The 13,774-nt window shown below is 65.2% G+C and carries 9 protein-coding genes; all 9 read left to right on the top strand.

From position 1 onward, the window contains the following. The 9 genes from QZ648_RS20290 to QZ648_RS20250 all read left to right on the top strand — a co-directional run bounded on the left by QZ648_RS20290 (position 1) and on the right by QZ648_RS20250 (position 13,770). On the top strand, positions 1 to 660 hold the full coding sequence (locus QZ648_RS20290; RefSeq protein ID WP_169065234.1) for a formate hydrogenlyase: 660 nt from the start codon (positions 1 to 3) through the stop codon (positions 658 to 660). Position 661: 1 nt separating this feature from the next. Beyond that, the gene (locus QZ648_RS20285; protein WP_169065233.1) at positions 662 to 2,119 is read left to right on the top strand and encodes a hydrogenase 4 subunit F; all 1,458 of its coding nucleotides are present in this window, start codon (positions 662 to 664) and stop codon (positions 2,117 to 2,119) included. Between the two features lie 4 nt (positions 2,120 to 2,123). After that, positions 2,124 to 3,686, top strand: coding sequence for an NADH-quinone oxidoreductase subunit C (locus tag QZ648_RS20280; RefSeq protein ID WP_291998126.1), 1,563 nt, complete (start codon positions 2,124 to 2,126; stop codon positions 3,684 to 3,686). Continuing rightward, complete coding sequence (locus QZ648_RS20275; protein WP_291998125.1) at positions 3,686 to 4,210, top strand: formate hydrogenlyase; 525 nt, start codon at positions 3,686 to 3,688, stop codon at positions 4,208 to 4,210. Before QZ648_RS20280 ends, QZ648_RS20275 begins: the two co-directional genes overlap by 1 nt. A 244-nt stretch (positions 4,211 to 4,454) precedes the next feature. Beyond that, entirely contained in the window at positions 4,455 to 5,927 is a 1,473-nt protein-coding gene (locus QZ648_RS20270) for an NADH-quinone oxidoreductase subunit M (protein WP_169065248.1), read from the top strand. A gap of 11 nt (positions 5,928 to 5,938) precedes the next feature. Beyond that, positions 5,939 to 9,244 carry a DUF2309 domain-containing protein gene (locus QZ648_RS20265; RefSeq protein ID WP_291998124.1) on the top strand — a complete coding sequence of 1,102 codons (3,306 nt, stop codon included), beginning with the start codon at positions 5,939 to 5,941 and terminating at the stop codon, positions 9,242 to 9,244. After that, on the top strand, positions 9,241 to 10,776 hold the full coding sequence (locus QZ648_RS20260) for a proton-conducting transporter membrane subunit (protein WP_291998123.1): 1,536 nt from the start codon (positions 9,241 to 9,243) through the stop codon (positions 10,774 to 10,776). Before QZ648_RS20265 ends, QZ648_RS20260 begins: the two co-directional genes overlap by 4 nt. Further along, a complete protein-coding gene (locus QZ648_RS20255; RefSeq protein ID WP_169065228.1) occupies positions 10,773 to 12,278 on the top strand; it encodes an NADH-quinone oxidoreductase subunit M in 1,506 nt (501 codons plus the stop codon). Before QZ648_RS20260 ends, QZ648_RS20255 begins: the two co-directional genes overlap by 4 nt. Then, a complete protein-coding gene (locus QZ648_RS20250; protein ID WP_169065227.1) occupies positions 12,271 to 13,770 on the top strand; it encodes an NADH-quinone oxidoreductase subunit M in 1,500 nt (499 codons plus the stop codon). Before QZ648_RS20255 ends, QZ648_RS20250 begins: the two co-directional genes overlap by 8 nt. Positions 13,771 to 13,774 lie beyond the last annotated feature (4 nt).

Genomic DNA, 13,774 nt, shown 5'->3' with positions numbered 1-13,774 from the left:
ATGAGCGATTTCGTCGCCCAGTTGATCAATCTCCTGGCATCAACGCTGCTGATCCTGGCTTTCGCGATGATTTCGCAGCGGCGGATTCTGTCGCTGATCCACCTGTTCACCGCGCAAGGTGCAACATTGGTTGCGGCGACGCTGGTGGTCGGCTACGCGACGGACCAACCGCACCTCTACCTGTCGGCCGGCATCACTCTGGTAGTCAAGGTCATTCTGATTCCCTTGCTGCTGCATCGGGTCATCAATCGCCTCGATGTGCGCTGGGACGTCGAAACGCTGATCAACATACCGACGACGATGATCATCGGCATCGTGCTCGTCATTTTCGCTTTCGACCTGGCGCTGCCGATATCCAGGCTGTCGGCCACCATCGCCCACGGCACGCTCGGCATAGCGCTGGCCTGCGTGTTGCTCTCGTTCCTGATGATGATTACCCGTGCGAAGGCCGTACCGCAGGTGATCGGCTTCCTGTCGATGGAAAACGGCCTCTTCTTCGCCGCCACTTCGGCCACTTACGGCATGCCGATGGTCGTTGAACTCGGCATCGCTCTCGACGTCCTGGTCGGCATTCTGATTCTTGGCGTTTTCATGTTCCAGATTCGCGAGCAATTCGACAGTCTCGACATCAGCCACCTGGAAAAGCTCAAGGAGGACTGACTTGGAAACGCTGTTCTATGTTCTCGGAATCCCGCTGCTTGGCAGCCTGGTTCTGGCGTTTACCGGGCAGCGCGACATCGCGCGCGAAATCAACGTCGCGTTCAGCCTCGGGACTTTCATCGCCACCTGCCTGCTGACCGTCGAGGTCATCTCGGATGGGCCGCTGTTCGCCTGGCAGCACGAGTTCTTCGTTGACCCGCTGAACGTCTTTCTGGTCACCCTGACCAGCTTTGTCGGACTGACCACAGCCATCTTCTCGCGGCCTTACATGCGTATCGAGCACGACCACGGCAAGATGACAGCGCAGCGGCAGCGGCTCTATCACAGCATGTATCAGCTGTTCAGTTTCACGATGTTGCTGGCCCTGACCACCAACAACATGGGAATCCTCTGGGTGGCCATGGAAGCGGCGACGCTGACCACGGTGCTGCTGGTCAGCGTGTACCGGACCGCAGCCAGTCTCGAAGCGGCATGGAAATACTTCATCCTCTGCGGCGTCGGTATCGCCCAGGCCCTGTTCGGCACCGTCCTCCTCTACATGGCCGCTGAAAAGGTGATCGGCACCCAGGTTGGCGCGCTGCTGTGGACCAATCTCGACGCGGTCAAGACACAGCTCGATCCGACCATCATCACCCTCGCTTTCGCTTTCCTGTTCATCGGCTACGGCACCAAGGTCGGACTGGTACCCATGCATAACTGGCTACCCGATGCGCATGCGGAAGGGCCGACGCCGGTTTCCGCCGTGCTCTCGGGCCTGCTGCTGAACGTCGCGGTCTATGCCCTCCTGCGCTGCAAGGTGCTCACCGACGGGGCGCTGGGAAACGCCCTCGCCGGGCAGTTGATGATGGGCTTCGGTCTTCTGTCGGTGGTGGTGGCAGCGTTCTTCCTGTCACGACAAAAGGACGTCAAGCGCATGTTTGCCTACTCTTCGATCGAGCACATGGGACTGATCACCTTCGCCTTCGGCATGGGCGGCGCGATTGCCAACTACGCCGGCTTGCTGCACATGACGGTGCATTCACTGATCAAGTCGGCAATTTTCTTTGCCGTTGGCCATGCCACGCAGAAGGCCGGAACGCAGAACATGGCGGACATCCGCGGTCTCATCAAGGTTAGTCCGCGGCTTGCCTGGGGGATGATGCTCGGCTCGCTGGCCATTCTCGGCATGCCACCTTTCGGCGTTTTCGCCAGCGAGTTCCTGATCCTCACGACGGCCATGCGCGACCACGCGTGGGCGACACCGTTTCTGCTGCTGGCGCTCGGCGTGGCTTTCGCCGCCGTCTTCAGCCGCGTCCAGCCGATGGTCTTCGGCGAAACCTCCCTCAAGAAGACCCTCGGCCACGCGCCCGCGCTGCTGCCGGTTTTCGTGCACCTTGGCCTGGGGCTGATGCTGGGCTTGTACATCCCGCCGTACCTGCACGAATGGTATCGTCAGGCAGCCGCAATGATGGGCGGTTGAGGCGATGCGAATCGCCGGCTTCAACCTCGATTGCGAACGCCTGCCGGCACCTCTGCCGATGTGGCGCGCGACAGTGCGCGCCGAAACCTGGCAGGTAGTTGCGCGGGCAATTTCCGAGACCGGCGGTCGGCTAATTGCTCTCTGGGCGTCCGATCGCACGCAGGGGGCGTCGGGCGGCCTGGCGATCTCGTCGGCCTATGCGCTAAGGGAAGGTCTACTGTGGCTCGATCTGCCGCTTTCCGAGCGGGCTGGCACTTATCCCGACCTGGTGCCACTGTTTCCCTGCGCTGGCCGCATGCAGCGAGCAGCGGCGGATCTGCTCGGCGTCGTAGCCGAAGGCGCGAGCGATCGACGACCATGGCTGAACCACGGTGCCTGGCCAGAGGCTTACCTGCCGCTACGTCGGGAAGCTGCGCAGGAAGCTGCCGCCACGCCGAGAGCAGTGACCGACTATGCCTTTGTTCGCGTTGAAGGCGACGGCGTGCATGAGATTCCTGTCGGACCGGTGCATGCGGGGATCATCGAGCCGGGGCACTTCCGTTTTTCGGTCGTTGGCGAGAAGGTAGAGCGCCTGGAGCAACGTCTGGGCTACAAACACAAAGGGGTCGAAAAGCGTTTTACCGAGCTTTCCCCGCTCCAGGCGCATCGACTGGCCGGGCGGATTTCTGGTGATTCGACGGTCGCTTACAGCTGGGCGTACTGCATGGCGCTGGAATCACTGGCCGGCTGCCAGCTTGCCGGGCGCGCCACCTGGCTGCGCGCGCTGCTGCTCGAACGCGAGCGGGTCGCCAACCACCTCGGCGACCTCGGTGCGCTCGGCAACGATGCTGCGTTCGCCTTCGGGCTGGCTCAGTTCTCCAGGCTCAGGGAAGACTGGCTTCGCCTCTCGAATGCGGTTTTTGGTCACCGTCTGATGATGGACTGTATCGTCCCGGGTGGGGTGGCGACAGATGTCGTTCCGGCGACTGCCGCCAGCCTGGTCGGCCAGTGCGACCTGATTGAGCGTGAAGTGCGGGATTTGCATCGAGTGTACGACGAGCATGCCGGCCTGCAGGACCGTTTCCTCACCACCGGTCAGGTGTCACCGGAACTCGCCACTCGACTGGGGCTCACCGGCCTCGCGGGTCGCGCCAGCGGCCAGGCCGCTGACCTGCGCTGCGATCAGGCCTGGGCGCCGTACGAGCAGTTGCAAGTAAACATCGCGACGCAGCGCAACGGCGACGTAGCCGCTCGCGTCAGCGTGCGCTTCGACGAAGTTCTGGAATCACTGCGGCTGATTCGCGTGCTGCTTGCCCGACTTCCGGACGGCCCGACGCGCGGCGAACTGCGGCTGCCGAGCAAGCGGGCCTTCGGCGCCGGCTGGGTCGAAGGCTGGCGCGGCGAGATCTTCGTCGCTCTCGAATGGGATGGCGAGCAAGGCGCCAACTGCATCCGCCGCTGTCACGTCCACGATCCATCGTGGCAGAACTGGCCGGTGCTGGAACACGCGGTCATGGGGAACATCGTTCCCGATTTTCCGCTGATCAACAAATCCTTCAACCTCAGCTACTCGGGACACGACCTCTGATGTGGCGCATTGTCAAACAGATCGCGAAAAACGGCATCCGCAGTGAAGTGCCACCCGAGTTCAGCAATGACTTGCGCGTGGAAAGTGAGCATATTCAGCACGCACTCCTGGACATTCTCGGCCGGGCGCTGAGCATTCGCCAGGTCGATGCCGGTTCGTGCAACGGCTGTGAGCTGGAAATCAACGCCCTCAACAACCCCTACTACAACATCGAAGGACTCGGCATCAGGTTTGTCGCCAGCCCACGTCACGCCGACATGCTGTTGGTTACCGGACCGGTTTCACGGCACATGGAACTCGCCTTGCGCCGCACCTACGCTGCGACTCCTGCCCCCAAGCTGGTCGTTGCCGTCGGCGATTGTGGTTGTGACGGCGGTATTTTCGGCGACAGCTACGCGAGTTGCGGGCGTGTGGCCAATGTCATTCCGGTCGATCTCGCGGTGCCCGGCTGCCCGCCGCCGCCACTCGAGATCCTGCGCGGGATACTGACCGCGGTGCGACGTTGCCGGAGTTCGCCAGGATAGAAGCGCAGCAGCCCTGCATCGGCAAGCGTCAAGCATCGCGTCGCCGTGGCGGGGGTCTTCGAGCAGTGTTTGGCGTTGGCCACTGAGGCGAGGATTTCGGCTGATCGCCTCACGCGTGGTCGCTGGCGCAGCTTGAAGAACAACTCACACGGCGGAAACCCTCGTCGATGATGGCATAATCACTCCCCGCGAGAAAAACAATTCCGGGGGGAGCTGCCGCGCCACAAGGCGCCGCCACGTGTCCATGCTGAAAGTGCTGTTGCTGCTGCCACTCCTCGGGGCGGGTCTGTTGTTGCTGTTGCCGAGTCGCAGAGTCGACCTCCTGCGCCATGTCGCGAGCATCGTGGCCGCCGCGACGGTGCTTTGCGCCTGCCTGTTGCTGATCGACTTCGACCCGACAATCGGCGACATCCAGTTCTTCGAGACCCGTCCGTGGAACCCGCGCCTTGGCTCGAACCTGGCGCTCGGTGTGGACGGAATTTCGCTGCCGATGCTACTGCTGGCAACGGTCCTGTGTTTCGTCGCGATTTTCACGTCGACCGCCGTGCGCAACGGCGCCAAGCTGTACTTCTCGCTGATCCTGGGCCTCGAGACCTCGATGTTGATGGTCTTTGCCGCACGCGACTGGTCGCTGTTCTACGTCTTCTGGGAACTGACGCTGATCCCCCTGTTCTTCCTCATCGACCGTCTCGGGGGAGCCAATCGTCACCGCGCGGCACTGAACTTCGTGCTGTACACGCTCGGCGGCTCGGTGTTCATGCTGATCGCGCTGCTGCTGCTCTACGACGTCGCCCCCGGGCACAGTTTCGCGATGGACGACATGGCCGCCGGCAGCGCGCAATTGCCGCAGAAAACGCAAATCCTGGTCTTTCTCGGGCTCTTGCTCGGTTTCGGCGTCAAGATGCCGATCGTTCCGCTGCACGGCTGGTTGCCGCTGGCGCACGTCGAGGCACCGAGTCCGATCTCGGTGCTGCTCTCCGGAATCCTGCTCAAGATGGGTGCCTACGGCCTGATCCGCGCGGTATGGACGCTACCGGGCGCGGCGCAGGCGCTGCAGGACTGGCTGGCGCTATTGGCGCTGCTCAGCCTGATCTATGGTGCGGTTCTCGCCTGGCGGCAGACCGATCTGAAAGCGATGATTGCCTACTCCTCGATCTCGCACATGGGCGTCGTGCTGCTCGGTATCGCCGCCCTCAACGAGGCCGGGCTGAACGGTGCGCTGACGCAGATGGTGGCGCACGGACTGGCGGCGGGGCTGCTGTTCATGCTCATCGGCCTGCTTTACGAGCGCACCCATCAGCGCGAGCTCGCGGCCTACGGTTCGCTGAACCGGACCGCACCACGCTTTGCGGTGTTCATTACGCTGACCCTGCTGGCATCGGTCGGCCTGCCGGGCAGTGCCGGCTTCATCGCCGAGCTGCAGGTACTGATCGGCGCCTACGCTCGCTGGGGCGGCTGGCTGGCGGTGCTGTCGATGGGCGTATTGATCTCGGCAGCCTACGCCCTGCGCGCCATTCGCCGGCTGTCGACCGGCCCTGAGCGGCCTTTCGCGGGGGCAGCGGCCGGCGTCGCGACTTTCGCCGACCTCACCCGCAGCGAAACGGTGACCGCCAGCGTGTTAAGCGCGGCCATCGTCGTCATCGGGTTTTACCCGGCACCGCTGCTCGGCTTGATGTCCTCGTCGGTCGCCCGCTTGGCGCAGCAGTTCGGAGGCTGAGTGGTCAACTGATGAATACCCCTCCCATAGCGCCGGAAGCGGCCAGCGCAAACGTGACGTCGACCGACGCCCGGGCACGGATCAGGAGCTGTCTGAGCCACCTCGAACACGTCCTGCCGGCACAGGCGCCCTTGCGTGATTTCGTCCATCACAACACCCTGCATGCTTTTCAACATCTGCCCTTTGCCGAAGCTTGCAACGAGGCCGGGCGACTGACCGGCGCCAAGACCTGGCTTGACGAAGACCGCTGTCGCGATCTCTACCGGCAGGGGCGAGTAACGGTGAGCGACCTCGACGCCGCTCTGCGGCAATTGCCGGCTGCGCGCAGCGACGAAAGACTGCTCGCCGTCGGGAGCCGCGAACTGTCCCGCGGGGAAATCCTGCAGGCGACGCTGCGCCATGCGCCGAGCAAGCTGTCAGCAGCGCAGATTCGCTGGCATGGCGAGGAACACGCGGCCTTCGCACGCTGGCAAATCGATCTCGACGCGGCGACGCGGCAAGTGCTGTGGGCAGCCGCCAAGGCTGAAGGATTCGACGAAGCGGCGGCGGTGAGCGATCTCTGGGCCGCCGCCTGTGCTCTGCAGCCAGGGCCCAGCGCAAGGCCACTGGCCAGCGCGGCCGTCGACGAGTGGCCGAAATGGCCGCAGTGGCCGGAAGCGCCGAGTGGACAGCCCGCTCCGCAAGCCGCCGGCGCACTGTGGCAGGAACTGATCACAGGCCTCGGCGAGCACTGGACCCTGGCCACCCTGCTCGCCCACCTCAGCGGCGAAGATCTCCGCGACACGCTGCACGCCAGCCTGATTCGCCATCTCGGCGCACACCTCGACCAGGGCCTTGCCGCGTGGCGAAACGCGGCGCTGAGCCAGGGCTTCTATGCCGCGTGGCGGCAGAGTGCTGCCAGCGACTGGACCTGGGAGCTTGAAGAATTCGTCGGCGCACGGCAAGAGATTGCGCAATTGCCGGACGACCCGCTGCTGACGATCATTGGCGAGCTACTGGAACTTGGTATTCAGGACGCGAGCTGGGACGCCTATCTGCAACGGCTGGTGCTCGAGCTACCCGGCTGGGCCGGTATGTGCTGCTGGCGCGAAGCGCACCCGCGCGCCGGCGAGCCGCCGGTCTCGCTGGCCGATTTCCTGGCCGTTCGGTTGGTACTCGAACGGCTTTACGGCGAGCAATTGATTCGCCGCATCTGGGACTTGCCGCTCAGCCTGGCGGCGCTGGGGGACTATTTCGCCGCCAACGCCGCCGAGTTGCAGGTACGACACGCGTTCGGCAAGCAAGAACTGAGCGAAGACCTGCTTGCGGCGGTGACCCCCTGCCTGGCGTCGCCGGCGAGCGACGCGCCAGCCAAGTGGCGGGAATTTGCGAGCCGCCTGTCCTCACTTTCCCCACTTTCCTCTGCCAGTCTTGCGGAGCCGCGAGACGGCCAGCTTTCCGAAGACGAGCAAACGACGCTGGCGGCCTGGCCGCTTTTCGTGCTCGCGCAAGAGCTCGGTCTGGGCGGGCGGCAACTGCGCGAGATCGCTTCGGCCGGCGCGCAGGCCCTGCTCGACTGTGCCGCTTCACTGAGCCGCAAGCAGCGTGGGCAGGTCTGGCTGCTGGCCTACGAACACCATTATCGGCAGCAGATCTTCGCTGCGTTGGCTGCCAATCACGGCCGCGCCGCGGCGCTGGCCGGCAAAGCCGAAGCGCAATTCGTGTTCTGCATGGACGACCGCGAGGAAGGTTCGCGCCGCCACCTGGAAGAAGTCAATCCGGCGTTCGAGACTTTCGGTGCCGCCGGTTTCTTTGGCGTACCAATGCTCTGGCAAGGCCTCGACGATGAGGCGCCAAGCGCCTTGTGCCCGATCGTCGTACGACCGACGAACGCCATTCGCGAAGCAGTGCCGAGTGGCCGCGAGGCGGCACAGCAAGCGCATCAGCGGCGCCGCCAGTTGCGCCTTGCCTGGCGCGAGCGCCTGCATCAGGGCAGCCGGCGCGGCTGGCTGCAGGCAGCGCTGCTGACCGCCGCCGCTGCCCCCTTCGCTCTCCTGGCCCTGTTCGCCAGAACCCTCGCGCCGGCTCGCTTCGGCGCGGCGCTCGCGCGCCAGCGCGACAACTTCGACCAGCCTCTGGCGGCAATGCTGCGGCTGACCGCTGAAGACAGCGAAGCCCGTCGCGTCGCCACTGCCGACGAACCTCGCCTGGGCTTCAGCGAGGAAGAACAGCTCGCTCGCGTCGGTGGCTTCCTGCGCAGCATCGGGCTAACCAGGGACTTCGCACCACTGGTGTTGATCGTCGGCCACGGTTCGGACAGTCGGAACAACCCGCATCTGGCGGCCTACGATTGCGGCGCCTGCTCCGGCCGGCACGGCGGCCCGAATGCGCGCGTTTTTGCGGCCCTGGCCAACCGCCCGACGATTCGCGCCAGGCTTGCCGAACAGGGCCTGCAGATTCCGGAGACAACGCTCTTCGTCGCTGCCGAGCACAATACCTGCGACGAAAGCTACCTCTGGTATGACCTCGAAAATCTTCCGGCCAGTCACCAGGAGGCGTTCGCGGCCATACGCCGGGACTGTGCGCAAGCGACCAGTCTGCACGCCGTCGAACGCTGTCGCCGCTTGGCGTCGGCGCCGCGCGCGCCGTCGCCCGCTCAGGCGCGGCAGCATCTCGCCGAGCGCTGCCAGGATATCGCGCAGGCGCGACCCGAACTCGGCCATGCCACCGTTGCCACCGCCTTCATTGGTCGCCGGACGATGAGTCGGCGTGCTTTTTTCGATCGCCGCGTGTTCCTGATTTCCTACGATCCGCTGCCCGACCTCGAAGGCCGCATCCTCGAAGCGACCCTGCTTGCCGCCGGCCCGGTTGGCGCTGGCATCAGCCTCGAGTACTACTTCTCGAGCGTCGATAACGAAGGCTTCGGCTGCGGCAGCAAGGTGATGCACAACCTGGCGGGCTTGTTTGGCGTCATGCAGGGTGCCAGTTCGGACCTGCGCACCGGCCTGCCGCTGCAAATGATCGAGATCCACGAACCGATGCGCCTGCTGGTCGTCGTCGAGCAGACGACGGAACTGCTCAGCGCGATCTACCAGCGGCAGCCGCCGATGCAGGAACTGGTCGGCAACGGCTGGGTCGTGCTGGCCGCCAAGCACCCGGAAACGGGAGCGATTCACCTCTTCGATCCGGCCAGCGGCTGGCAGCCATGGCACGCCGATCCGGCTACGGAAGCGACGGCGAACATCACCGAAGTCGAACGTTCGCTCGACTGCTTCGCCGGTCGACACGAAGCGCTGCCGCCCGCCCTGCTGCGCCAGCCACGGGTAGCGGCAGCATGAGCACACTCACGGAAAGCATGCGCCTGGTGTGGCTGGTACCGCTATTGCCGCTCCTCGCTGCGGCGGCGATCGGGATGCGCATGCTCTTCTGCCGACAGCACGGCGACCGCCATGAGCCGCTGACCGCCGGACTGGCCAGCGGCGCGGCGCTCGGCGCCCTGCTCCTGCTGCTGCTTTTCGACCTGGCGGCACTGCTCAACGGCGTGCCGGAGACGCTGCGCAGCGGCGAATGGCTGGCGATCGGCCTGACGCAGGTTGGCCTGTCATTTGCCCTCGACGCCTACAGCCTGCCGATGGCCACGCTGGTGGCGCTGATCGCCTGGATTGCGCTGCGTTTCTCGGCCACCTATCTGCACCGCGAGCGTGCCTTCCCGCGCTTCTTTCTCGGCATGTGCCTGTTTCTCGCCGGCATGCTGCTGATCGTCCTGGCCGGCAACGCGGTGCTGGCTTTCGTCGGTTGGGAACTGGCGGGGATCAGCTCCTGGCTGCTCATCGCCTACGCCTGGGAGCGACCCGTGGCAAGCGCCAACGCGCTTTTCGTCTTCGTCGCCAACCGCGTCGGCGACGCCGCTTTCCTGCTCGGCATCGGCCTCGCGGTGTGGTCGGTGGGCAGCGTCGAATGGGCCGCGCTGAGCGGCGACGGAACGCTGAGCGTGGTCAGCGCACGCCTGCTGGCCGCCGGCTTCGTGCTCGCGGCGGTGGTCAAATCGGCGCAACTGCCGTTCACGCCGTGGATCGCGCGTGCGCTCGAAGGGCCGACCCCATCGTCGGCGGTGTTCTACGGCTCGCTGATGGTGCACGCCGGTGTTTTCCTGCTCTGTCGTCTGCAGGGACTGCTGCTGCAGGTGCCCGACATGATGCTGCTACTGGTCGTCGTCGGTCTGACCACAGCTTTGTACGGCGGGCTCTGCGCCCTGGTGCAGAGCGACGTCAAGTCGGCACTGATCTTCTCGACAGTGACCCAGGTCGGTCTGATGTTCCTGCTCTGCGGCTTCGGGCTGTTCTGGCTGGCCGCCTGCTACTCGGGCCTGCACGCCGCCTGGCGGGCCTACCAGTTTCTGCTCGCGCCGTCCTACATGCACCTGGTCCGCCGTCCGGCGCGCCCGGTGCCGAACTGGCTGGCCCGGCAGAGTTGGCTGTATAGCGCGGCGCTGCAGCGCTTCTGGATCGAGGCACTGGCGAGCAGCCTGCTGACCCGCCCGACGCTGGCGCTGGGCAGGGACGTACGCGCCCTCGACGCACAGGTCATCGACCCCCTTCTGGGCACGCCACGCGCCGATCACGAAGTCGCCAAAAACCATGCCACGGCTACGGACGAACTGATCGGCGGCCACGGCTTCGCCGGTCGCGCCTTGTTCGCCTTTGCCGCATGGCTGCAGCGCATCGAGAACCGTCTGCTGCTGCGCGGTAACGATTCGATGATGAAACCACTGCGCCGTATCGGCCGCTACGCGGATGCCATCGAGTTGCTGCTTGAACAACCGCGCTACCTGATGCTGATGGTGATGGCGACGATGGTGGTAATTCTATGAATGAAGTGCACTGGGCGGCGCTGGCCGGCTACCCGCTGCTGGCGATGCTGCAGTTGCTGCCGCTGCTCGGTGCCCTGGCGCTGTTGATCCTGCGCAAGGCTCGCCTGGCGGTTGCCGTCGGCCGCCTGTTTGCAGTCGCTGAATTGTTCCTGGCGCTCGACCTCTATCGGCGCATCGACGTCTCGAGCAGCGTCATGCAATTTGCCGAACGGCTCGACCTGCTCGCCTATCATGCCGCCGCCGACGGCATCAGCGTGCTTTTCATCCTGCTCACGGCGCTGCTTGGCGTGCTGCTCGCCTTCTACGGCATGGCGCGCCAACAGGTCACCCCGATACACCTGCTCGGCGTGCTGCTGCTCATCGAGGCCTCGCTGATGAGCATGCTGACGACCATGAACCTGCTCTGGTTTGCCGCCGCGTCGGCGCTGCAGCTGGCGTTGATCGGCTATCTGCTCTGGCGCTGGGCTTCGGCCAGCGAAGAGAAGCTGGCACTGTCGCGCTTCCTGCAATATCAGTTCTTCGGCTGCTGCCTGTTCATCGCCGGTGCCGTGGTCCTCGTCTGGAGCCATGCCGACGCCAACCCCCTCGGCGAGCGCTGGAGCTTCGATCTCTTCGACCTGCTGGCAACGCCACAGATCAGCAAATACCAGTCGGCGGCCTTCTATCTGCTGTTTTACGGGCTGGCCATCCGCACACCGCTTTTTCCCCTGCACGGCTGGCTGCCCAATTCGGCCGGCTATGGACTGATCGCCGTCGGTCCGGTGCTCCTGCTCGGCGTCAAGGTCGGCATCTATGGCATGGCGCGCTTCCTGCTGCCCTTGACGGCCGAAGCGGTCGTCATCTGGCAGCCCTACGTCGTCGCCTTCGCCATGGTCGGCGTTTTCTATGCCGCAGTGCTCGCTTTCCGGCAGGCGAACCTGCGCCGACTGATGGCCTTCGCCGTCGTCAGCCACACCAGCCTGATCGTCATCGGTCTATTCACTTTGCATCCGGCCGGCGTACAGGGCGCCTTGCTGCTGGCGGTCAACTTCGGCCTGGCGATCACGGTCATGCTGTTGATGATCGGCTACGTCTACCGCCGCGCCGGGACCACCAATCTCGACCGCCTCGGCGGCCTCTTCGACCGCGTCCCCTTCATCGCCATCGCCTTCCTGATCGGCGGTCTGGCGCTGCTCGGCATGCCGGGAACACCGGGCTTTGATGCCGTGCACCTGGTCCTGGAAGCGTCGATCCAGGCTTTCGGCGCGCTGCCGACGGTCGCCACCGCACTCGGCAACGTCGCCGCCGCCGGTTTCCTGCTGTGGGCTTTTCAGCGCGCCTTTCTGGCGCCGCGGCCGAAAGACCTGCCGGCGCGCAGTATCGCCCGTACCAGCCCCATGGAGTACGCTGTCGGCGGCGCCGCGCTGCTGGTGCTGCTGCTCGCGGGTTTTTACCCGGAACCCTGGCTGCAACTGACCGACAGCGCAACCCAGGCGCTCGCCGCCTATTTCACCCATGATTGAGCTGGCTTCCTTCCCCCTCCTGAGCACCCTTCTGGCGCTGCCGATCGGCGGCGCACTGGCAACGGCGCTACTGCGGCGTGCGCCGTGGGCGCAGTGGATCGCGCTGGGCACGACGCTGCTGACCTTCTTGCTGTCACTGCTGATCGTCGCCGCCTTCGATAGCGCGCAGACGGGCTTCCAGTTGATCGATGCGGCGAACTGGATGGTCGGGCTGAACATCCGCTATGTGCTCGGCGTCGATGGCATTTCGCTGCTCTTCCTGCCGGCCACGGCCCTGCTTTTCTGCGGCGCAGTGATCGCCGGCTGGCGGATTCGCGCCGCGGCTGCGCCACTGTCGCCCGGCCTGTACTTCGCCTTGCTGCTTTTGCTGGAAGCAGCGACGCTCGCTGTCTTCTGCGCACTGGACACGATTCTGTTCTTCTTCTGCTGGGAGTTCACGCTGCTGCCGCTGTATTTCCTGGTCAGTCTGTGGGGCGTCGGCGCCGCCCGGCAAACGGCCGCCGTACGCTACTTCCTGGTCATGCTGGCCAGCGGCGTACCGCTGCTCTTCGGTCTGCTGGCGCTGGCCTTCGGCCACGCCGAGAGTGCCGGCGCGCCAGTTTTCGACCTGCCGACGCTGCTCGCGACGCCCTTGCCCGTCGGCACGCAATACGTGGTCTTCCTGCTGCTGCTCGTCGGCTTTGCCGCCAAAGTACCATTGGTGCCCCTGCACACCTGGCTGCCGTCGCTGGCCATGGGCGCGCCGGCAGCAATCACCGCGCTGATTGTCGGCCTCAAGCTCGGTGCCTACGGGCTGATCCGCCTGGCCATCCCGCTAGCGCCGATCGCCGCCCGCGACCTGCACTGGCTGCTCGCCGGCTGCGGCACTCTGGCCATACTCTACGGCGCCGTGGCGGCGATGGCACACAGCAATCTGCGCGGCATGCTGGCCTATACGAGCCTGTCGCACGTCGGCCTGGTAGTGCTCGCGCTGGCAAGCTTCTCGGCGTCGGCGCTGCAAGGCGCGCTGCTGCAACTGCTCAACTTCAGCGTCGCCGCCGGTGGCGGCTTTCTGGTGCTCGCCTTCCTGCAGCGCCGCAGCGGCTCGACCGACATCGCGCAGTTGGGCGGCGTAATGCGCAGCATGCCCTTGCTATCGGGCTTCTTCCTGCTCTTCGGCCTGGCCGGAATCGGCCTGCCGGGAACCAGCGGCTTCCCCGGAGAACTGTTGATTATCGTCGCCGCCCTGCACAGCCATACCGGCGCCGGACTGGCGGCGCTGTTCGGCACGGTACTCGCTGCCGCCGCCTTCCTGGCGCCTTTCCGGCGCGCCTTCCTCGGGCCGTTGCGCAACGCTGAGATAGCCGCCGGGGAAGACCTGCTGGCGCGTGAAAAGGCCGTCCTGCTGCTGCCCGCGCTGCTGATTCTGGCCGTCGGCGTGTATCCAATGCCGATACTGGAACTACTGCGGCCGACGGCCGAGGCCTGGGTAGCAGCGCTGGCGGGTTTGTGATTGA

The sequence above is a fragment of the Candidatus Accumulibacter sp. ACC012 genome (assembly GCF_907163155.1).
Taxonomy (GTDB): Bacteria; Pseudomonadota; Gammaproteobacteria; order Burkholderiales; family Rhodocyclaceae; genus Accumulibacter; species Accumulibacter delftensis.
This window is presented reverse-complemented; position numbering and strand designations above follow the sequence as displayed.